The following is a 22,604-nucleotide window of genomic DNA, read 5'->3' as shown; positions in this document are numbered from 1 at the left end:
CATTTGGGCATAGGTAGAAAGCGCAGGTTCTGCGTTTATTGACTACGTTTTCTAACCGGCATCTTTCAACGTCTACCGATCATGCTACGCAACCATGTAAAAATTACGGTCCGGACCTTCTGGAAAAACAAACTGTTCAGCGGACTCAATGTCGTCGGGCTGGGCATCGGCATGGCGGCTGTCTGGCTGATGGTGCTGTATGTGGTCGATGAGTTGAGCTACGACCGCTTTCATACCAACGCCGACCGGATTGTCCGGGTGGTTCATTATGCTCAGTGGCCGGGTGGAAATCTGAAACTCGCGCCCACGTCCGCACCCTACGCGGCCGCGCTGAAAGCCGATTATCCGGAGATCGAAAAGACCGTTCGGTTCAATCCCGAGGGCGGTGGACTCATCACGTATAACGATAAAAAAATACAGGCCGACAACATCCTGTTCAGCGATCCGACGGTGTTCGATGTATTTACCTTCCCGTTTCTGTACGGCGACCCGGCTAATGCGCTGAGCAAACCGCAAAGCATCGTTCTGACCAAAAGCCTGGCCGAAAATCTGTTTGGCAGCGCCAGCCAGGCCGTTGGTAAAGTGATTGAATTCAGCAATCATTTTCCGAACACGGTAACGGGTGTTGTGGAGGACGTTCCCACAAACTCGCACCTGCAATTCAAAGCGTTGCGGTCGCTGCCCACGAACTACACGAGCGGCTGGCAAAGCTTTGAATCGTACACGTACCTGCTACTCACCAAAGACAGCGATTACAAAGCGTTGGAAGCCAAACTACCCGGTTTTTTCCACAAGTATCTGGAAAAAGAAATGGGCAATGTGGATTACCGCATGGAGCTTCAGCCCCTGACGTCCATCCACCTGCACTCGCACCTCGACTATGAGATCAGCGCCAACGGCAACGCCCGGACGGTTTCCATCTTTGCCGCCGTGGCCGCGCTGATTTTGCTGATTGCCTGCATCAATTACGTCAATCTGTACACGGCCCGCGCCCTCAAGCGCACCCGTGAAGTAGGGGTTCGCAAAGCCATCGGCTCATACCGAAATCAACTGATCGGGCAATTCCTGACCGAATCGATGCTGATGACGTTTCTGGCCGGTCTGCTCAGTGCCGCGCTGGCGACGGTAGCGTTACCGTATTTCAACCAGATGGCCGACAAATCGCTGTCGCTGGGTGGCTTGGTCAATACACTGCTGATCGTTGCTGCATTTTCGTTCCTGATCGGGCTGGTGAGCGGGCTCTATCCGGCCCTGATGCTGTCGGGTTTCCGGCCCGTGGCGGCCCTGCGAGGTCAGGTCGGCAATCAGTCGGGCAGCATTCTCTTCAAGCAGTCGCTGGTAGTATTTCAGTTTGTGGCCACCGTGGCGCTGATTACCTGCTCGAGCATCGTCTACCGGCAAATGAGCTACGTGATGCACAAGGACTTAGGGTTCAACAAAGAACAGGTTCTCACGTTTCATATCGACAATCAGGATGTTCGCCAGCGCATCGACGCGCTGAAGGAAGCGCTGCTTCGCAACCCACTGGTAGCAAGCGCATCGGCGGCCAGCAACCCGATTGGCAATAACAACATCGGCGGCAGCGGAATCTTCTTTGAGCAGAACGGTGCGTTCCCGGCCACTCCGCAGGTCGTTCAGAAATTCCTGGTCGATCCGGATTACCTCCAGACGATGGAAATCAAGCTGCTGAGCGGACGCAATTTCTCAGCATCTTTCAAAAGCGATGCATCGAGCGCCATCCTGGTCAACGAAACCCTGGTGAAGCAACTCGGCTGGAAACAACCGGTTGGGCAGCGGGTTAAGTATTTCATCGACGACCAGAACCACACCGCCGAAGCACAGGTAGTGGGCGTTGTGAAGGATTTTCATACGTATTCGCTTCAGCACAAAATCGAGCCGCTGGTGTTGCAAATGCCACCCGCTGGTGATAAAGACAATCTGTACGTCCGGATACAACCGGATAAAGTCACTGAAGCGCTGGCTTACATTCAGTCGGTCTACCGCACCTTCGACCCGACCGCTACACTCGATTTTCATTTCCTGGACGAAAACTTTTCCAGACAATACAAAGCCGAACAGAAACAGGGCGAAGTGTTGCTGACCTTCACGATTCTGGCCGTGCTAATTGCCTGTCTGGGTCTATTCGGGCTAGCTGCGTTTGCCGCCGAGCAACGCACGAAGGAGATCGGTGTTCGGAAAGTACTGGGTGCATCGGTAAGCAGCATCGTGGCCCTGCTCTCGAAGGATTTCCTCAAACTGGTACTGATCGCCATTGTCATTGCCACGCCCATTGCCTGGTACGCCATGAACCGTTGGCTACAGGAGTTTGCCTATAAAGTGGCGATCGAGTGGTGGGTATTTGCGCTGGCGGGCCTGCTGGCCATCGTCATCGCGCTGCTCACCGTCAGTTTTCAAAGCGTCAGAGCCGCCACCGTCAATCCGGTTAAGAGCTTGCGGTCTGAGTAGGGAAGGGCATAGGGGTGAGGGCAAAGGGACTACCCCATGCCCTTACCCCTATGCCCGCCATCCCCGCCCTTTGTCCGCTGTCGTACGTCATTTGTCCGATAGCGGACACCCTCGCGCCAAACAACCCAATAAATCCCTGATAGACAACCACCTATAGATTTGGCACGATCCTAGATGGGAGTATTTTTGCTTAACGAAATTCCTCCATATTGACTGCCGATTTATGAAAACGCTTTTTACTCTGTTCCTGCTTTCGATTGGCTTCGGCGCAGTGGCACAACGGTCGTCCAGCAAGCTCGTCACGATCGATGGTGGGCAACTTCAGATTCGCGTCGATATCGAGCAGCAAGGCCAGTCGGTTCACTATAACCGCTCGTTCGACGTCGAAGACATGGACCAGAGTGAGGTAAAAGCTTTGGAAAACCACGTAATCGACTCGCTGGATCGGGTCGTAGCCGGGAAAACCGCTGCCATCCACATCGACCGCAAGTATACTGAGCGGGCCCGGAAAATTCATAAAGAGCGTACCGTGCGGGTTTCGAGAGACGATGAGTCGGAAGATCGGTCAGCGGATCAGTCGATGGTGGCCAATGCGTCTTCAGCGCTGTCGGCAAGCGACGTCGCGCCTTCGTCGGTGCTGGTTCGGGAAGACAAAGAAAACGGCCGACTCTGGATGCAGTATACCTTTCAGAAAGACGGCGATGAGCTGATCATCGAACGCACGGCGAATGTGATCGGCAAAAGCGACCCTGAGAAACAAGCCATCATCAAAGAAACCGAGCGCAGTTTCGGCATAAAGCTGGGTAACCAGTAAGTACGACCGACAACCTGTTGTTTTTGTGGGGTGTAAGATGGATTCAGTTGTGTAATTCCGATCTTACACCCCATTTGTATATCCTGGAAGCTCGCTCCGCCCGGATTCACCGTAGCTACTTTTTTCGTTTACCTCACGCACGCCGTCGACGTGTCGGCTTCGGTGTACCCTTACACGCTAAAAACCTATGCTAACGAACTACATTAAAATCGCCCTGCGCAACCTACGTAAGAATCAGGTCTTTTCCATCATAAACATGTCGGGGCTGGCCCTCGGGATTGCCGCTTTCGTGCTGATTCTGGAGTACATCGCCTACGAACGAAGCATCAACAGCTTTCACGAAAATCTACCGACTCTGTATCGGGTCCTGGGCCAGAACCGCGCGGGAGAGACCTGGTCGGATCTGGCGCCGGCGGTGGCCCCACTGGCCAAACAGAAATTTCCGGAAGTGACGGATTTCTGCCGCATTGCGGAGCACTCGGCCAATGGCATCGTCAGTTTTACGACCGGCAAAGACGGGCAGTCGCAGCAGTCGTTTCGGGAAGAAAAGCTGGCTTACGCCGATGCTAGCTTTTTCACGCTTTTCACCTTTCCGCTCATCCAGGGTACAGCCACTACGGCGCTGGTTCAGCCCAATACGGTTGCCCTGTCGCAGACACAGGCCCGCAAGTATTTCGGAGATGCGAAGCCAATCGGCCGAACGATGATTCTCAACAACCAGTTCGGCAAAACGCAGTACACCGTTACGGCCGTTTATGCCGATATGCCCGGCAACTCCGATCTGGCTTTCGACGCCGTTTTTTCGCTGCAAACCCTGGCAAACCCGGCTAACCTCAACGGAAACGACTGGGCGCGACTAGACAGTTTCGACGGGTCGTATCTCACCACGTTTCTGAAGCTCCCCAATTCCCAATCGGACTACCAGGCTCTGGAAGCCAAGCTGAATGCTCTAAAAAAGAAGCTGACTCCGGAAGAAGAGAATACTTATCGATTGCAGCCGGCCACCCATATGCACCTCGCTGCGTCACTGAGCGATTCGTATCAAACCACGGGTAGCCTCGGGTTTGTGTACTTACTAACGGGAATTGCCGGGCTGATCCTGCTAATTGCCTGGTTCAACTACATCAACCTGTCGACGGCCGGAGCGCTGAAACGAGCCAAAGAAGTCGGCGTTCGGAAAGTGATCGGCGCCGGTCCCGGCCAGTTGATCGGGCAGTTCCTGGGCGAATCGCTGCTGTTGAACCTGCTGGGCTTTGGCCTGGCGCTGGGGCTGGTCGTGTGCCTGCAAGCCGTTTTCAATGCCTTCGTAAACATCGATTTGTCGCTGGCGATCCTGAATACAGATGGCGTCTGGCTGGCGGGTGTGTGCCTGCTGATCGTCGGGGCACTAGCCTCGGGCGGTTACGTAGCGTTTGCGCTGACGTCCTTCCGACCCATTCAGACGCTGAAAGGAAACGGCTATCAGACCGGTAAGGGCAGCTGGCTACGGCAGACCCTGGTTGTGGCTCAGTTCAGCGCGTCGGTTGCGCTGGTCATTGCCACACTGGTCTTGTACCGGCAGTTGCAGTTCATGCAGAACAAAGACCTGGGTGTCCGGCTAACGCAGCGCGTGGTTATCAAGCGGCCCGAAATTGGCGATGGCCCGTTTGCACCCCGCACCGCGCTGCTGGAAGATAAGCTGGCGCAGCTGCCCTACGTTAAGAGCTTCTGCCAGACCACGGTCGTGCCGGGCAACTTCTACAACTTTACGGCCAATGGCATTACCCAGCAGAATCCCAAACCCGGCGACGAAAAAATTGGCTACTCGATGGGCATCATCGACGACCGCTTTCTGAAAACGTACGAAATCGGGCTGGCCGCCGGCCGAAACTTTACGACTCAGGAAGCCGAGCTGGGCTGGGAGAAAAGCGGGAAACTGATGGTGAACGAAACAGCGGCCCGGAAACTGGGTTTTGCCTCACCCGAAAAAGCGGTCATGCAGATCATCAACTGGGGCAAGCCGTACGAAATTGTGGGTGTGGTGAAAGACTATCACCACCAGAGTGTACGGCAGGCTATCGACCCCGTTATTTTCATGCCGCGCCGGTCGGTCAGCGACCTGACCGTTCAGTTGATAACCCGAACAACCGGTTCGGATCGGGTGCAGGATAAGCTGGCGGAGCTGGAACGGCTGTATAAAGCCAGTTACCCCGGCAATCCGTTCGAATACTACTTCGCCGACGAAAACTACAACCGGCAGTACCAGAGCGAACAGCAGTATGGCCAGGTGTTTACCCTGGCCTCAGGCCTGGCTATTTTCATTGCCTGCCTGGGTTTGTTCGGGCTGGCCGCTTTCACGACCGAACAGCGAACCAAAGAGATTGGCGTTCGGAAAGTGCTGGGAGCCAGCGTTACCAGCATCGTGGCCCTGCTCTCGAAAGATTTCCTCAAACTGGTACTGATCGCCATTGTCATTGCCTCACCCATTGCCTGGTACGCCATGAACCGCTGGCTGCAGGAGTTTGCCTACAAAATCGACATCGCCTGGTGGATGTTCGGGCTGGCCGGTTTGCTGGCCGTGGGCATTGCACTCCTGACCGTCAGCCTGCAAAGCGTAAAGGCCGCGCTGATGAACCCCGTTAGAAGTCTGCGGAGCGAATAGAGAAGGGCAGCGGGGGTAGGGGAAAGGGCATGGGGGCATGGGGGCAAACTACCCAACCCTTACCCCTCTGCCCTTACCCCTCTGCCCTTTCCCCTCTGCCCTTTCCCCTCTGCCCTTCGTCAAATTTTTTTCACTTTTTCTGTAACCTCCTCCGGTTCGCGCAGTTTCCAGTCCAAATTCCACCCGATACAACGTTAAAAACGGTTGAACGCTCTGACAGACAACGCCCTGATGCTTCAGGTGAAAGCCGGTAATCTGGACACGATGGGGCTGCTCTTCGAGCGCTACCACCGACCTCTGTTCGGATTTCTGTTTCACATGACCAATCAGCGTGAGGCCAGCGAAGACATGGTCCAGACGGTGTTCTACCGAATGCTGAAATACCGCCATACCTTCACGGGCGACGGTGAGTTCAGAAGCTGGATGTATCACCTGGCCCGGAATGTGCTGGTCGATCACAGCAAGCAGAACAAGCGCTCAGCCCAGCAGTATGACATTGCCGATATGGCAGAGCGGATTGCAGGCGGACCGGCGGCCGATGCGTCGTTTCAAAAAGAGCAGGAGGTCGATACGCTGCACCGGGCGATGGCCAGGCTCAGCCCTGAAAACCGGGAAGTGCTGGTGCTGAGCCGGTTTCAGGAATTGAAATACGAAGAGATTGCCAAAGTGCTGAACACGACTGAGGGCGCGATCAAAGTGCGGGTGCACCGGGCAATGAATGAGTTGAAAAAGATTTACCTGACGATTGAAAATGGAAAAACTTCCTATAAACTGTGAACGAACCACCAACCGGTTGACTGACTGGCTCAGCCACCAGTTGTCGGAGCCGGAGCGGGCCGATCTGGAAGCGCATTTGGCCGAATGCCCCGGCTGCCGGGCCGACGCCGATTCGATGCGGCAACTCTGGCAGCTGATGGGAAATACCCCGACGCCGGAGCCAGGCGACCAGGCAAAGGTTCGGTTTCAGGCCATGCTCGACACGTATAAACAGACTGTAGCCGAAGAACAGGAAAGTGGATGGGAAGACCTGCTGATAAAACTTCGCCGGCTTGTGGCTCCCCGGGTAGCTTTTCGACTGGCCTACAGCTTTGTTTTACTGAGCGTTGGCATAGCGGCCGGTTATTGGTTCCACCGGTCCAGCACACCGACGGTGGCGTATCAGCAACAGATCGACACGCTGTCGAATCAGGTACAGGAAATGCGGCAGATGATGATGCTTTCGCTCCTGGAAAACCCGGCCGCTTCCGAACGGCTGCGGGCGGTGAGCTATACCGAAGAAATCAGTCAGGTAGACGAGAAGGTGGTGGACGCCCTGCTGACTACGCTCAACAACGACGATAACGACAACGTCCGGTTGGTTACGCTGGAAGCCCTGGCGAAACTGGCCGATCACGCGAAGGTACGCGAAGGGCTGGTACAGTCGATTACCCGGCAGGACTCGCCGTTGGTGCAGTCGGCTCTGGCCGACGTAATGGTGAAACTGCAGGAGAAACGCTCCATCAAGCCGCTTCGGCAGTTGCTCCGCGACGATAAGCTGAATCACCTGGTGAAGGGCAAGATCGAGCAAAGCATCCGCGACCTGTCCTGATTTTAGCGAACCTGGCTACCCGCGCATCTGTAAACACTTAACTCCAGTCAAACTCATGAAACTGTTTCTACTCCCCGCGCTGACGGGGCTGGTACTTTCTTGTGCCCAGTCGCCGGCAACGGCTCAGGAATTCAAAGAGCACATCAGAAAAGAATTTACCGTATCGAATGCCGCGGCTGGTACGCTGGCGATTTACAACCTCAACGGCTTTGTCAAAGTCGAGGGCTATTCGGGCGATAAGGTGGTGATCGATATCGACAAATCCATCACGGCTAAAACGGCTGAAGATCTGGAATTTGGCAAGAAGGAACTTCAGTTGCAGATGGAGCAGAAAGGCGACAGCATCCTTGCCTACCTGGCCGAGCCCTACGACACCCGCCCCCGCCGATTCCGGAGAAATAACCAGCACAACGACCGGGATGTCGATTACGATTTCACCCTGGCGTTTACCGTAAAAATTCCGAACGCTATGAAGCTGATCGCGTCGACGGTGAACCGGGGAGACGTCAGCGTGAAAGATGTGAACGGGAACCTGAAAGCACGGAACGTCAATGGAGCCATCACGCTGACGAATGTCAAAGGAACGACCGATGCGCATACGATCAACGGGAATGTCGATATCAGCTACGTAGCGAACCCGCCGGAAAATTCGTCGTATTATACGCTCAACGGCACAATTCGGGTCACTTACCCAGCCAATCTGTCGGCCGATCTGCACTTCAAGACGTTTCAGGGAAGTTTCTTCACCGATTTCCCCAATGCCGAATCGTTGCCCCTGAAAGCGATCAAAACCGAGCAGAAAACCAGCGACGGAACGGTCTATAAACTAAACAAGGACACAGCCATCCGCATCGGAAACGGCGGCAAGGTGCTCAGGTTCGAAACTTTTAACGGAAATATTTACATCAAAAAGCAATCCTAGATGAAAACGAATCGACTGAACCAGATTTTACAATGGATAATGAATAATGAACAATGGACAATGAAAAATTGCCTGTCTATCCGCCCATTATCCAGTATTCATTATGCATTATTCATTTCCCTTCTAACCACTCCCCTATTGGCGCAGAATGACGTCAAGGAACAGTTGGTCGTACCGCTGAGCACACCCGGCAAGCCAGGAACGCTTCAGGTGAACCTGATCAATGGGTCGATCAATGTCGTCGGGTATACGGGTAAGGACGTAGTGATCGACATTGCCGCCAGCGGCAGTGCCCGCCGGGGACGACGCGACGATGACGACGACCGGAGCGCATCCGCCAGCGGTATGAAACACATCAGCCAGGGTAACCCTTTCGATGTTAGCGCCAGGGAAATGAACAATACGGTTAAAATTGAAGCCAACTCGATGCGCCAGCCGGTCGATCTGACCATCAAAGTACCTCAGCAGTTCAGCCTGCGCATCGGCACGATCAATCAGGGAGATATTTCGGTCGAAAATGTCAACGGCGAGATGGAAGTCAAGAACGTGAACGGGGCCATCGAGCTGAATGGCGTTTCGGGCTCAGCCGTGGCCAATACGGTCAACGGTGCGGTCAAGGCGACGTTTAAGAACGTGAATACCGATGCCCCGATGGCGTTCTCGACCCTCAACGGCAGTGTCGACGTAACCTTTCCGGCTTCGGCCAAGATGAACCTGAAGCTCAAATCGGACCGGGGCGATGTCTACAGCGATTTCGACATCGACGTGGATAAAACCCAGCCTAAAGTCAACCGAACGAGTCAGAACGGCATGTATCGGGTAACCGTCGACGATTGGGTACAGGGCAAAGTCAACGGCGGAGGCCGCGAGATCATGATGAAGAATATGAACGGGAATATTTACGTCCGTAAGGCGAAATAAGCCCCCACCGATCCGTTTAGCAATTCATCCGTATGCGCATCCAGCAACGTACTATCGGTCTGTGTTTTTTCGCTTTGATAACGAAAATAGCTTCTGGCCAGGTAAATTCGTCGGTAACTGAAAGCCATCAGAAAACGGCTTCCGAAACGGCCATTCAGCAGTTGGGCACCGCATTTGTTCAGGAGCAGGGGCATGTAGGTCTGGCCATCGGTATCGTGCGCAACGGGAAAACGGCTTTCTACAACTTCGGTACGGCGGAGAAAGGGAAAAACCAGCTTCCCACGCAGCAGACCATTTTCGAAATTGGCTCGATCACTAAAACGTTCGGAAGTCTGCTGCTGGCAAAAGCGGTGGTCGAGAAACGCGTTCTGCTGACCGACGACATCCGCCAGTACCTGGACGGCGATTACCCAAACCTGGCCTACGATGGCAAGCCTATTCAACTGGTGCAGTTGACCAACTGGACCTCTGAGTTGCCGGATAATTTTCCGGATAAGCCAGAGGTGTATAAGCAGACGAATCCCGATTCGCTTCCGTTTCGGATTGTGAACGATTTGCGCCAGTATACAAAGCAGGACTTTTTTCGCGATCTGCACGCGGTCACGCTCAGGACGGCGCCGGGACAGAATCCCCGGCACTCCAACGTAGCGGCTCAGTTGCTGAGTTATATTCTGGAGAAAATCTACCAGATGCCTTACGAACAGTTGGTGGAAACACAGATCGAGCGACCGCTCGGTATGCACAGCACGTTCGCGCTGACGTCCTCCGATGCGTTTGCCATTGGGTATAATGCAGGGGGAAGCCGGATGCCTGCTTTTACGATGAAAGCGATGCAGGCCGCCGGTGGCTTACGCTACAGTGCGGCCGATCTGCTGACATACGCAGCCTTCCAACTCGATGAAACCGCCACGACGGATTTAGGCAAAGCCGTGCGGCTGAGCCATCAGCTTACCTGGGGCAACGTAGACAACCTGGCGTTCGGGCTGAACTGGTTTCTTCACAAGACCCTCGACAGCCAGCGACAACTGGAACATTCGGGCGGTACGTTCGGCTTTGCCAGCTACTGCGACCTGTATCCCGATCGGCAGGTAGGTTTGGTGCTGCTGGCAAACGACGCTGGACAATCGACTCAGAACCAACTCGGCGAACTGTCGAAAAAGATCATGGATACGCTATTTGGTGAACCAGCCGCTCTGAAAGCACTCAACGCAGCCCTCCAGCAGCGCGGTTACGCCCAGGCTATTTCGGTAGTTGAGGACGTTCGTAAAAAGCACCCCGAACTGCACCTGACCGAAAACTACATAAACAGCTGGGGCTATACGCTCGTCGGACAGAACAGGCTTCAGGAAGCCGTTGAGATTTTCAGGCTGAATGTGCAACTGTACCCTAACGCCTGGAATACCTACGACAGTCTGGCTGAAACCTACGAGCGGGTGGGCAACCGCAAACTCGCCATTGAAAACTACAAACGGTCGCTGGCGCTGAACCCTCAGAACACCAATGCCATCGATTATCTGAAAAAAACTGGCGAACCGACTGGCAACTAGCTGCGAGTAAAACACAATAGGATAGGCCTCCGGAACATTTATTTATTCGGCCGATGAAGCAACTTCCTTACCCAAAACCGCATCTTCATAGAAATCGCTACCGGCAGGATGAATTCAGCCTTCCCGGAAAGTGGCCGACCACTCAACTTAAAACCAGCCGATTACTCATGAATGCCTGGCTTATCTCCGCTCTTTTTCTGTTTCCATCGGCGCTTAATCATCCGAAACGGACTACCGCCATACCGACAGTGCCAAAAAAAGCCTCTACGGATAATCCGCTTAAACGGCCCGTTGATTTTATCGTCGAGCAGGCGGCTCAGCAATTCATGACTGCCCCGCAGTCTGTAGGGCTTTCGCTGGGTATTTTTAAGGACGGGCAAACTTACGTGTACAACTACGGTACGGTCGAAAAAGGTCGGCAGCAACTGCCCACCAGCCACACGGTCTACCCCATTGCGTCGATTACCAAGACGTTTACGGGCGCGTTGCTGGCGCAGGCCGTAGTTGAAAAAAAGGTGGGTCTGGGCGACGATATCCGAAAATACCTGCCGGGCAGTTATCCTAACCTGGAATACCAGGAGCAACCTATCCGGCTCTTTCACCTCATTAACCACCGGTCGGGTTTACCGTTCCTCCTGCCCGATCGTCCGGATGCGTTCGACAACACCAGCATCCCCTCATCGGCCATTGCGGCATCGCTATTGGCGCACTACACCCGCGACGATTTTTACGCCGACCTGCACGACGTCGTACTCGATGGCGCACCGGGCTATACCTTCCGGTACTCCAATGCCGGCGCCCAACTGCTGGGTTACATTCTGGAGCGCGTATACCGGATGTCGTTCGAAGAACTCGTACGCCAGAAAATAACCCAGCCGCTCGGTATGCATCGTACCAGAATAACCCTGGCGGCTTCGGAGCAGAGTCGGCTTGCCAAAGGATATAATTATCAGGGCGTAGAGATGCCGCACAGCCCCGATGAATTGCAGGGAGCCTGCGCCCTCAAATCGACGGTTGCAGACATGCTCAACTACGTGCAGTGGAACGTTGCGGAGCAGGCCGAAGCCGCCCGACTGGCGCACCGGCCCACCTGGGGCAACGCAAACCGTTATTCGGCAGGGCTGAACTGGCAAATCCTGAACGTAGCCGGCAACCGGGCGATCTGGCAGGACGGAAACATTCCGGGTTTCAGCAGCTTATGCGTCAATTATCCCGAGCTGAACCTGGGCATTGTGGTCGTCTCGAACGAATGCGACCGAACAACGGCAGGCCGGATCGTTACCCTGGCGAATCAGGTTGTTTCGGCTATCGACGAGCGAGCCATTGCCCTGCCGAACTGAACGGTTCAGAATTTGAGCGCGATCAGGGCGGGTGCAAACGCAGCTAGTGTAGTAAATGCAGCGGCCTGACGGTAGGGCCTGAGTTCCGAATTCTGCGGTACCTTTGCCGCCAGCACGTTCGTAGCGATAATACCCGTCAGATGAATGATGGACAGGTATTTGTGCAGGTTAATCCCACCCGACTTTTTTCGATCGGTTGCAATCTTAGGCGGAGCCGTTAGCGAAAGAAGCGCGGTCGTGCCGTACGCAACGTTGGTGATTGTAGCCGTGGTTTGCTGCAGTTGAGAAAGCCGGGCATACTCTGCCCCCGACGCGTGATTTAGCTGGCTTCCTAAAATGCCCTGCATCAGCAAACCGGCCAGGGTTACATACCCCGTCACCTGATGCGACACCAGCATCAACCGACGTACCTTCATTTCTTTTTCCCGCCCTTCCTGCGTCAGTGGGGCAATGTCCATAACCCGGAGCAGGCCATTGGCTCCCCAGAAAATGCGCTGCGTGAACAGCATTCGGTTGGGTAGAAGCGGACGTTCGTACGACTCGTTTGGGCTCGTCTTTACCGGCGTGGTTGATAACGAATCTTCAGCGTCGGCGTTCAGGCTCATAGTGGTCGCCATATTCTGAGCCTGTACCTGGATGCCGAGCAACAGCAGGAACATGAAAAGTTTTGACATAAGCATTCGGTTGGTTTTTTGTTCGATACGGCGGTCAGCAACTTTGGGTTGCGTCTCCGCTCTGAATCATTCTACATAGTAAACCAGCCCAACCCTTCCATACACAGGACGCAGAGCCATAGCGTGAAGGGTATTCCGAAGCGTAAATAGCCTGTCCGCAAGCGAACGTAGTCCGTCCGGTTCCGGACGGACTACGTTCGCTTTCTTCATATAAACCCTTAAATATCAAAACTTTACGATCAGTGGTATAATATTTGAGCGTATCCCTAGTGTGTGCGGAGCAGGGATAGCAGGGATGGCTCGGGGCAGGGATTGTTTCTATGCTATCCCCTGCCACCCGAGCTATCCCTGCCATCCCTACCCCCGCGCCCTCAGCCCTTACCCCCATGCTACAGAACTACCTAAAAACGGCCGTACGCAACCTTTGGAAACACAAGTTGTTTTCCTTCATCAATGTCTTTGGCCTCGCTTCGGGTATGCTGGTGTGTTTGCTGGCCATGATCGACATCAAGGGGGCTTTTGAGTACGACTCCTTTCATCCACAGGCCGATCGCACGTACCGCATCCTGACCGACGTAACTACGGCGACGAACGATGAGCAGCCCTACGCAACGACGCCCCTACCACTGGCCGAAGAGCTGACGAGCAAGTATCCATTCATTGACGAAGCCACCCGTGTGATCCGGATGCGGGCGGAGGTTAGCGCTAATCGGAAACAGTTGCCTGTTGTCGTTAGCGCGGTCGATCCGGGGTTCTTTCGGATTTTCGGGTTCAGGCTACTGGCGGGGCAACCGGCCATAAACTCTCAATCGGTTGTTCTTTCTCAGGAGACCGCCCAGCGTTTTTTCGGTGCTGCCAATCCTCTTGGAAAACGCATGGAACATCCGGATTTTGGCGCGCTGACAATAACGGGTGTGTTAGGTCCGAATCCGACCAAAACACACCTGGATTTTGACATCCTGGTGTCGATGGCGACCCTCTCGACGCCAGCCTGGCAACATTCACGAATCGACTGGAAACTCTACGATCAGGGTTACACGTACGTTCGCCTGCAACCCGGCGTTTCCGGCGAAAGCCTTAGTAGCGCGTTACGTCAACTAGCCAGCCGGGTGACCAAAGAGACGCGACTACCGACGGAAAAAGGATACAGCTTTCGCCCTCAGGCACTCACGAAGATTTCACCCTCCCGGGAAGACCTGAGGCAGGGTACCTATGAGCCGACGGCCGGAAAACTGGAAACGGAATTGGGCGTAGGTCTACTAACGCTGCTGCTGGCCGCGTTCAACTACATCAACCTCACCCTGGCCCGGTCGCTGAGCCGCGCTCGGGAGGTCGGCATCCGAAAAGTGGCCGGGGCCCTACGCTGGCAACTGATGGGGCAATTTATGGCCGAGTCGGTGATTTTGTCGGTGTTGGGCCTGGGGTTGGCCTACCTGATGCTACAGCTCGTGAAACCCATGCCCTTCGTGCAGCAGTGGCTCATCGGCGGGGTTCAGTGGGAGCATAACAGCACCGTATGGCTGGTATTTATTTCGTTTAGTGTCGTTACGGGGTTGCTGGCGGGGCTGTTGCCCGCCCGGGTGCTGTCGGGTTTCCAACCGGCGCAGGTTCTCCGTAGCCAGACTGGCCTGCGCATTTTCCGGGGTATAACCCTGCGCAAATCACTGATCGTTGCCCAGTTTTCCATCTCGCTGCTGGCGATGATTTCGCTGCTGGCCATGTACCGGCAGCAGCAATACATGGCTACGACGGACTACGGGTTCGAGCGGAAAAACCTGTTGACGATTCCGCTCAATGGCTTGCCAGCCGCCCGCTTATCGACCGAAATCAGTCGACTGGCCGGGGTCGGGCGGGTAACAGCAACGGTTGCTCTGTTCGGCGATCACGGTGGCAACGGCCAGATGGTCTGGCGGCAGAAAAACGGGCTCGATTCAGCGGCATCGGATGTCTTTTCGGCAGATGCCAATCTGTTACCCACTACTGGCCTGACACTTCTGGCCGGTCAGAATCTGCCTCCATCGGTAGCCGACTCTGCCGGTCGGCAGGTACTGATCAATGAAGAAGCGGTAAGAGCCTTCAAACTGGGCGAACCGGGCGCGGCTGTTGGGCAGACCCTGTGGTTAAACGATAGTACCGAAATTCAGATAGCGGGGGTACTAAAAGATTTTCGGTTTACCACGCTGGCCATGAAAAACCATCCGCTCATCCTTCGCTATCAGCCTGACGGGTTTCGTTATCTGACGGTGAAAGTAATCGGCGGCAATCCGGAAAGTATCAAAGCCGACATTGCCCGAATCTGGAAACGACTGAACCCTTACGAGCCTTTCGCCGGAGTCTGGTACGACGATTACCTGAACGTCCGCCATAGCCACACCGACGACATTAGCTTTATGGGCTTGCTGCTAGGATTGGCCATGTCCATCGCCTGTCTGGGTTTGCTGGGCATGGTGACCTACACATCGGCTCTTCGAACGAAAGAAGTGGGCGTCCGGAAAGTAATGGGGGCCAACGTCGCACAGGTAATCTGGCTGTTGTCCTGGGACTTCCTGCGCTTGTTACTAATTGCCGGAACCATCGCCCTACCGCTGGGGTATCTGGCCGGCAGCTTTTTTCTGATGTCGTTTGCCTATCATGTAACGCTGGGTGTGGGTACGCTGAGTCTGTGTTTCGGTACTATGCTGCTGCTCGGTGGGCTGACCATCGGCTGGCGAACGTACCGAACAGCGCTGGCCAACCCGGTTAATAGTTTGAGAAATGAGTAGTGTAGGGGTAAGGGCAAAGGGCATGGGGTAATGCTACCTTAACCTACCCAGTACCCTCTGCCCTTATCCCTACCCCAGATAACTTATAACCCTTAACCCTAAAACCTATGTCATACATCGCCATTCCCATTTCCTCGCTGCCCGGCAAACAGGACATCGAGATCGACGTGACCATCAACGGTCAGAAACAGGCGCTGCATTACCGCGTCGAGTTGTTTTACTGGGGCGACTGCCGGGTTCCCAGCTTCGACCGGGTCGAGTGCATCCGCCAGCTACTGGCCGACTATGATCAGGACTGGACGCTCTATTACATCGGCTCCCCCACCGACGATTTTGTGCCGATCACGTTTGTCAAAAAAGAAGACCTGGTCAAACAGCGAACGCTGCTGATGGCGCGATAATCAATCGGCAACGTTCGCTGATTATTTCGGCCTGTTATTTACTAACCCTATCCTGTAAGCGACGGCTCCCCAGTTGAGGGTTTACGGGATAGGGTTCAGTTCGATATTTGGTAAACAGAATCTCTGGTTTTGCCCGAGTTTTGTCGTCGACCGACTCTATTCGTTCTTTGAATTATTGTTATTCATCTGGCCTAAGCCAGAAAACAAGGCGCTTCTTGCTAATTATCAATGAGTCGTCAAACGGCAGTTTTTTTCAACTTATTGCTAGTCGAACTTTTCAATAAAACCGACTTGTTGGAACCCCATCATTCAGGCTATGAGAAGCCTTTTTGTAGCTATAACTTCACGCCTTTTAATCGTACCTGGCTGGAATTGACATAGCGAAGACCCTGAGCCTGCCGCAACCCATACCACTTTTATCGTACCTGGCTGGAATTGAAATTCGTGGAGAAGCGGAGATTTATAGTGCTTCTGTCCGTCAGTGAACACCGGTTGTCCAGCAGCGGACACCACCGAACCGACAAATCGACTATCGTTTTAGCTATCAGCCTGTTAGCAACCTGGCATAGATCTTGCCCATCGCCTGTTACAGATATGTTTGCGCCGGTCATGCCCAGCTTTAAGTAGCTCATGCAACCTTTTTCGCTCGTAGAACATCTATTGAATACATAATCAAATGAACCACATGAAACGAAATCAATTCTTCCTGACTTTACTGAGCGCAGCGACGCTTTCGCTAACGGCTTTCGCGACAAACCCTAAGGACGACCGCGATACACCGTACCTGACCAAAACATTTTCGGGTAAAATCAGTGCCGTACGGGCCGAAACTTCCGGCGGCAGCCTGAGCATCGAGGGTGGAACCGACATGAACGCCAAAGTGGAAATGTACGTGCGCGGCAACAACGGAAACGGTAATCTCGACAAGTCGGAGATTGAAGACCGGCTTAAAGATTATGACATTTCCATTATGCAGGAAGGCAGCACGATCGTCGCCACCGCCAAGCGCCGGAATAACGACCGCGACTGGAAACGATCGCTGAGCATCGGCTTCAAGTTCTATACACCGCGCAACGTAACCACCGATCTGCGCACCTCGGGCGGCAGCATCAGCCTGGCCGCACTGACGGGCACCCAGAAATTCCGCACCAGCGGGGGCAGTCTGCGCATGAGCGACATCTCGGGCGACATCAACGGGCAAACATCGGGTGGGTCTATCCATTTCGATCGTTGCCAGGCTGGGTCGGCTAATCGAATCGACCTGCAAACGTCGGGCGGCTCAATCGAAGCCAAAGCGTCGTCAGGCGCCATGCGGTTGCACACGTCGGGCGGCAGCATTCGGCTCATGGATCTGAAAGGCAATGTCGATGCGCAAACCAGTGGCGGTAGTGTAAACGGCGAAAACATCGACGGTGATATCAAAGCCGGCACGTCGGGTGGTTCGGTTCGGCTGGCCGACGTAGCGGGCAGCATCGACGCCAGCACCAGCGCGGGCGGTATCGAGGTGAGTATAACCAAACTGGGCGAGTATGTGCGGCTGAGCACCAGCGCCGGTAGCATCAACGTACGAATGCCGCTCAACAAAGGAATCAATCTAAGCTTAAGCGGTAACCGCATTAAAATTCCGCTCAACAATTTTAGCGGAGACACGGAAAAAGACCGAATCAAAGGCACGCTCAATGGTGGAGGCATTCCTGTAACGATGTCAGCCAGTTCGGGCAGCGTAAATGTGAACCAGTAGGGAATGAAAAATGTAGAATGGATAATGAATAATGCAAAGGCTGTCATTATGCATTATCCATTCTACGTTTTTCATTTCTCATGGACGCTTCGTTTTTTAACCGCCGACTGCTGCTAAATATCCTGCTGACACTGGCTGGATGTGCGCTCATTCTGTACTGCATCAAAGTAGCCATTGCAGCTCATCTGCCTTTTCTGGCTGCTACCGTGGTCGCTACGGGACTGGGGGTTCTCGAACCGCGCAAAGGCTGGTTTCTGGCTTTGATCCAGGCCGCGACCATCTGGATTGTGTACACCTTTTTCCTCGAACACCCCACCAACAACGTCGACTCGGAAGTGGAGGCCTTCAGTCTCTACGGTGCCATGATTTTAACCTTTGTGGGAAGCTTCATTGGTGGTCGACTGAAACGTGTGTTCGACCGGGCTTAGGTGGCTCTATAGCTATTATTGATACCTTTATCCACCTGCATACCACTCAGGAGGTAAGGTCATTCTTTTTTGAAGCGGTAGCTTCAATCCTGTTCGTCTTATCCACTTATACTGCTGTAACAGATTGCGATCCGATGGATTGAGCTGAGTGCAGAGATTAAACCGAATTCGTTTGTTCATATTGAAGATCTTGATCAGGTCAGCAATATTCCTGAGCGAGGCCTGGTTCGTTGGCTTCACTAAAACAACAATCCCTGCTTCCTTCGGGAAAATAGTTGATAGAAACAGCAAAAAACGCTGAATGCCGTTTATGGCATAATCGGTTTCGACAAACTCTGCCTGGCCTTTGGCTGGCTCATATGTAAGGCAGCCAATGCGATTGTTCGCTAACAAAAAGAGGCTAGCATCTGCAATGGGATAGCCCCAACAAAAGGTTGCGCTTTCATCCGGGAATCTTACTTTTAAGTAGCTTGGTCGTTGTATTGTCTTTACCAAGACAAAAAATACGATCAGCAGGAAGGCTACGCTTACGAAAGGTGTGAAGTCAATGCGTATGGGTATATGTCGGCGACGGGTCATTTGCATAGGCAGTTCGTTAAGTGACTGATGCCCGAATCCTTATTTTCCATAAGCCCGCATTGATTTTCATTATTCTAAACCTATTCAACGTCTAAACCATAGAGATCACTAATTCACCAGGATTTAACCTGCTTTCTCATCTGTCCAGAACACCTGACATGAGCACTTACGTACGGAATGCCAACTACCTGACCATCGGCCTGTTTGTTCTATTGACAGGTATATCGATTGCCGGTGCGGTCTTTTTGCCAGTTCCGGTTGCCATCCATTACAACCTGGCTGGAAAACCCGATCGCTGGGGCAGCCCCGCTTCCCTGCTTATTTTGCCTGTAATTGTTTTTTTCCTTCTTGGTATTATCTGGGCTACCGATAGAGCACATCCCGATTTGATGAATTTCCCGGGCCCACGCACACCCGAAAATGTACCCCGCCAGTTGCGTAATACTCGGCTGATGAACGCTACTATGCGCGTTTATCTCACGTTCATGTTTCTCATCATACAAAGCCAGTCGATCTGGGCGAAATTTTATAATCGGGATCAGTTGATTGGCTGGACGTTGCCGGTGTTCATGGTTTCCTTGTTTCTGATAATCGGTTTCTTCGTTCGGCGGGCCTACAAACTGGTTCCGCGCCAGTAACGCCCGTTTCTTCGTATCTTTGAGTTATGTTTCGCCTGACTCAAAAACCGCCCTTCGTCAACCTGCTTCCTTCGTTCGAAGGGGGCCTTTATTTCGATGATTCGCCTGAACACAGCGCCCAACGTGTGCTCTACGCTACGGATGCGTCCGTCTATCAGGAAATGCCCATAGCCGTAGCGCTACCCAAATCGGTGGCGGATATAAAACGGCTACTGCGGTTTGCGCAACAGCATGGGCTGGGGCTCATTCCGCGGGCTGCCGGAACCTCACTGGCCGGCCAGGTGGTGGGTAGCGGTATTGTGGTCGACATTTCGAAGTATTTCGGAAAGATTCTGGATGTCAATCCAGACGAGCACTGGGTACGGGTCCAGCCGGGGGTTATCCGTGACGACCTCAACGCTGTTCTGAAACCGCATGGTTTACTTTTCGGTCCCGAAACCAGTACGGCCAGCCGGGCCATGATTGGCGGGATGATCGGCAATAATTCCTGCGGGCTGCATTCCATCGTCTGGGGCACCACCCGCGACCATCTGCTCGAAGTCCGGACCGTACTCAGCGATGGGGCCGAAGTAACATTTGGGCCACTTACCCAGGCTGAATTCGACGCCAAATGCCGGGGCGAAAACGTGGCAAGCCCGCTCGAACAACGGCTTTACGTCCAATTTCGGGACTGGCTGTCAAAGCCAGAAATTCAGCAGCACATCCGCGAAGGCTACCCCAAACCCACCGTTACCCGGCGAAATACGGGCTACGCACTGGATGCACTACTGACGTTTTTTGAGCAGAGGGTAGAAGGGGTAGGGCAGAGGGCAGAGGGCGGAGGGGGGGATCCTTCGCCAACCCTTCCCCCTTCCCCCTCTGCCCTACCCCCTCCGCCCTTCAACTTCGCCCGACTCATCGCCGGATCGGAAGGAACGCTTTGTTTCATCACCGAAGCCAAGTTGAATCTGCTGCCATTGCCGCCGAAAGAAACGGTCCTGGTATGCGCTCATTTTCCAACCATCCGCCAGTCGCTCGAAGCAAATCTGGTAGCCCTAGCCCACCACTGTTCGGCCTCGGAGTTGGTAGATGATTACATCCTGCAGCTGACCAAAACCAACATCGAACAAACCAAAAACCGAACCTTTGTCGAAGGCGACCCGAAGGCCATTCTGATGGTCGAGTTTTTCGATGCAACGACGGAAGGCGTCGGGCAAAAAGCAGCGGATTTTGTGGCTGCGCTTGAAGCGAAGGGGCTGGGCTACGCTTACCCAACGCTGTTCGGTGAAGACACGAAGAAGCCCTGGGCACTGCGAAAAGCCGGCTTGAGCATCATGTATAACATTCCCGGCGACGAAAAGCCCGCCAACGTCATCGAAGACACCGCGGTGGATGTACACGACCTGCCCGACTACATCGACGAACTGGACCGGATGGCCTGGGAACAACATGGGCTAAAACTCGAATATTCCGCTCACGCGGGCGCGGGCGAAATTCACGTGCTGCCGCTCATCAACCTGAAATCGTCGGAAGGACGGGCCAATTTCCGGGCCCTGCTGATGGATACGGCGCAGCTGGTCAAAAAATACGGTGGATCCCTGTCGGGTGAACACGGCGACGGACGGCTGCGGGGCGAATGCATTGCCTTTATGCTCGGCCCCGAAAACTACCAGTTGTGCAAGGATGTCAAAGCGCTCTGGGACCCGAACAATTCATTCAATCCGGGCAAAGTGGTCGACACGCCCCCCATGAACGAGTCGCTTCGGTCGGAAGCTGACGTGGTTATTCCGCAACCCAAAACGGTTTTCGATTTCTCGAAAGACGGTGGTTTGCTCGAACTGGCCGAAAAATGCTCGGGCTCCGGCGACTGTCGCAAAACCGAAATTACGGGCGGCACCATGTGCCCGAGCTACATGGCCACCCGGCGCGAGCGCGACACGACCCGGGCGCGGGCCAACATCCTGCGGCATTTTTACAGCAACCAGCAGACGCCGTCCGACCACGACTACGAAGCCGTCAAAGACGTGCTGGACCTGTGTCTGTCGTGCAAAGCCTGCAAAGCCGAATGCCCGTCGAGCGTCGACATGGCGAAAATGAAAGCAGAATTCACTCAGCAGCGCTATCGCGAAAAAGGAGTGCCCTTACGCGCGCGGCTGGTGGGTAACTTCACGAAGCTTATGTCGCTGGCTAGCCTGGCCCCCTGGGCTTACAATGGTATTTACGGCTCGACGGCGCTGCGCCAGATGGCTAACCGGGCCGTTGGCTTTCACCCCAATCGAACCATGCCTTCGCTGGCCAGCGTGACGTTGCGGCAGTGGGCGAAGGGCAGAGGGCAAAGGGCAGAGGGCATGGGGCATGGGGGCCAGGGGTTGTCGCTCACGGCCGCAGACCCTATGCCCTCTGCCCCACGCCCTCTGCTCTTCGCCGATGAGTTTACGAATTATAATGACGTTGAGGTAGGCCAGAAAGCGATTCAGTTGCTGGAGCGGTTGGGTTATGTCGTTACGGTTCCCGACCATGCCGAAAGTGGCCGGACGTATCTGTCGAAAGGGTTGGTCGAAGAAGCCCGTAAGCTGGCCATTCGCAACGTAACACTGCTCAAAGATCTTATCTCGGCCGAAACTCCGCTGATCGGCCTGGAGCCATCGGCTATTCTGACGTTCCGCGACGAATATCCGGACCTGGTTCCTGACAATCTCAAAGCCGATGCCCAGCGCATTGCCCAGCATGTGTTTCTGTTCGAAGAATGGCTCGCCCAGGAAGCTGACGCCGGCCGCATCGATCGAAGCCGGTTTACGGCCGAAACTCAATTGGTAAAAGTCCATGGGCATTGCCACCAGAAAGCCCTGTCGTCGATGATTCCAGTCAAAAAAGTACTTTCCTTACCAGCCAACTATACGGTGCAGTTGATACCCTCGGGGTGCTGCGGCATGGCCGGGTCATTCGGCTACGAAGAAGAACATTACGACCTGTCCATGCAGATTGGCGAACTGGTGCTGTTCCCGGCCGTTCGCCAGGCCGGGAACGCGATTATTTCGGCCGCGGGCACCAGTTGTCGCCACCAGATCAAAGACGGTACGGGTCGCAAAGCCCAGCATCCCGCCGAGATTTTATTCGATGCCCTAAGGTAGTACCGTACTGATGACCTGGTAGCAGGACCGCT

General features: G+C 54.2%; 17 protein-coding genes. 15 read left to right on the top strand and 2 right to left on the bottom strand.

Annotated elements, in window-relative coordinates:
- Positions 1-81: 81 nt before the first annotated feature.
- The 9 genes from ACYVC2_RS16290 (at position 82) to ACYVC2_RS16250 (ending at position 12,239) form a co-directional block, all read left to right on the top strand.
- Positions 82-2,466, top strand: a complete 2,385-nt coding sequence (locus ACYVC2_RS16290; RefSeq protein WP_461103550.1) for an ABC transporter permease — start codon at positions 82-84, stop codon at positions 2,464-2,466.
- 223 nt (positions 2,467-2,689) lie between these two features.
- Complete coding sequence (locus ACYVC2_RS16285; protein WP_461103548.1) at positions 2,690-3,280, top strand: hypothetical protein; 591 nt, start codon at positions 2,690-2,692, stop codon at positions 3,278-3,280.
- A 187-nt stretch (positions 3,281-3,467) separates the two neighbouring features.
- Complete coding sequence (locus tag ACYVC2_RS16280) at positions 3,468-5,921, top strand: ABC transporter permease (RefSeq protein WP_461103546.1); 2,454 nt, start codon at positions 3,468-3,470, stop codon at positions 5,919-5,921.
- Between the two features lie 231 nt (positions 5,922-6,152).
- On the top strand, positions 6,153-6,698 hold the full coding sequence (locus tag ACYVC2_RS16275) for an RNA polymerase sigma factor (RefSeq protein ID WP_461107161.1): 546 nt from the start codon (positions 6,153-6,155) through the stop codon (positions 6,696-6,698).
- A complete protein-coding gene (locus ACYVC2_RS16270) occupies positions 6,673-7,509 on the top strand; it encodes a zf-HC2 domain-containing protein (RefSeq protein WP_461103544.1) in 837 nt (278 codons plus the stop codon). Before ACYVC2_RS16275 ends, ACYVC2_RS16270 begins: the two co-directional genes overlap by 26 nt.
- Positions 7,510-7,564: 55 nt before the next feature.
- On the top strand, positions 7,565-8,431 hold the full coding sequence (locus ACYVC2_RS16265; RefSeq protein WP_461103542.1) for a DUF4097 family beta strand repeat-containing protein: 867 nt from the start codon (positions 7,565-7,567) through the stop codon (positions 8,429-8,431).
- Positions 8,432-9,352, top strand: coding sequence for a DUF4097 family beta strand repeat-containing protein (locus ACYVC2_RS16260; RefSeq protein ID WP_461103540.1), 921 nt, complete (start codon positions 8,432-8,434; stop codon positions 9,350-9,352).
- Between the two features lie 74 nt (positions 9,353-9,426).
- Positions 9,427-10,899 carry a serine hydrolase domain-containing protein gene (locus ACYVC2_RS16255; protein ID WP_461103538.1) on the top strand — a complete coding sequence of 491 codons (1,473 nt, stop codon included), beginning with the start codon at positions 9,427-9,429 and terminating at the stop codon, positions 10,897-10,899.
- 53 nt (positions 10,900-10,952) lie between these two features.
- Positions 10,953-12,239 carry a serine hydrolase domain-containing protein gene (locus ACYVC2_RS16250; protein WP_461103536.1) on the top strand — a complete coding sequence of 429 codons (1,287 nt, stop codon included), beginning with the start codon at positions 10,953-10,955 and terminating at the stop codon, positions 12,237-12,239.
- Positions 12,240-12,244: 5 nt separating this feature from the next.
- On the opposite strand, the gene ACYVC2_RS16245 is transcribed toward ACYVC2_RS16250, so the two are convergent.
- Positions 12,245-12,913, bottom strand: a complete 669-nt coding sequence (locus tag ACYVC2_RS16245) for a hypothetical protein (protein WP_461103534.1) — start codon at positions 12,911-12,913, stop codon at positions 12,245-12,247.
- A 386-nt stretch (positions 12,914-13,299) separates the two neighbouring features.
- On the opposite strand from ACYVC2_RS16245, the gene ACYVC2_RS16240 reads away from it, so the two are divergent.
- The 4 genes from ACYVC2_RS16240 to ACYVC2_RS16225 all read left to right on the top strand — a co-directional run bounded on the left by ACYVC2_RS16240 (position 13,300) and on the right by ACYVC2_RS16225 (position 18,245).
- Entirely contained in the window at positions 13,300-15,675 is a 2,376-nt protein-coding gene (locus ACYVC2_RS16240; RefSeq protein ID WP_461103532.1) for an ABC transporter permease, read from the top strand.
- 107 nt (positions 15,676-15,782) lie between these two features.
- The gene (locus tag ACYVC2_RS16235; protein ID WP_461103530.1) at positions 15,783-16,076 is read left to right on the top strand and encodes a hypothetical protein; all 294 of its coding nucleotides are present in this window, start codon (positions 15,783-15,785) and stop codon (positions 16,074-16,076) included.
- Between the two features lie 685 nt (positions 16,077-16,761).
- Complete coding sequence (locus tag ACYVC2_RS16230) at positions 16,762-17,817, top strand: DUF4097 family beta strand repeat-containing protein (protein WP_461103528.1); 1,056 nt, start codon at positions 16,762-16,764, stop codon at positions 17,815-17,817.
- A gap of 80 nt (positions 17,818-17,897) precedes the next feature.
- A complete protein-coding gene (locus ACYVC2_RS16225; RefSeq protein ID WP_461103526.1) occupies positions 17,898-18,245 on the top strand; it encodes a hypothetical protein in 348 nt (115 codons plus the stop codon).
- A gap of 27 nt (positions 18,246-18,272) precedes the next feature.
- Here ACYVC2_RS16225 and ACYVC2_RS16220 read toward each other — a convergent pair whose 3' ends face one another.
- On the bottom strand, positions 18,273-18,830 hold the full coding sequence (locus ACYVC2_RS16220) for a biopolymer transporter ExbD (protein WP_461103524.1): 558 nt from the start codon (positions 18,828-18,830) through the stop codon (positions 18,273-18,275).
- A 152-nt stretch (positions 18,831-18,982) separates the two neighbouring features.
- Here ACYVC2_RS16220 and ACYVC2_RS16215 point away from each other — a divergent pair, with 152 nt between their 5' ends.
- Positions 18,983-19,462, top strand: a complete 480-nt coding sequence (locus tag ACYVC2_RS16215) for a DUF1648 domain-containing protein (RefSeq protein WP_461103522.1) — start codon at positions 18,983-18,985, stop codon at positions 19,460-19,462.
- A gap of 26 nt (positions 19,463-19,488) precedes the next feature.
- Complete coding sequence (locus ACYVC2_RS16210; protein ID WP_461103520.1) at positions 19,489-22,572, top strand: FAD-binding and (Fe-S)-binding domain-containing protein; 3,084 nt, start codon at positions 19,489-19,491, stop codon at positions 22,570-22,572.
- Positions 22,573-22,604: the final 32 nt, after the last annotated feature.

Source organism: Spirosoma koreense, from assembly GCF_054777875.1.
This window is presented reverse-complemented; position numbering and strand designations above follow the sequence as displayed.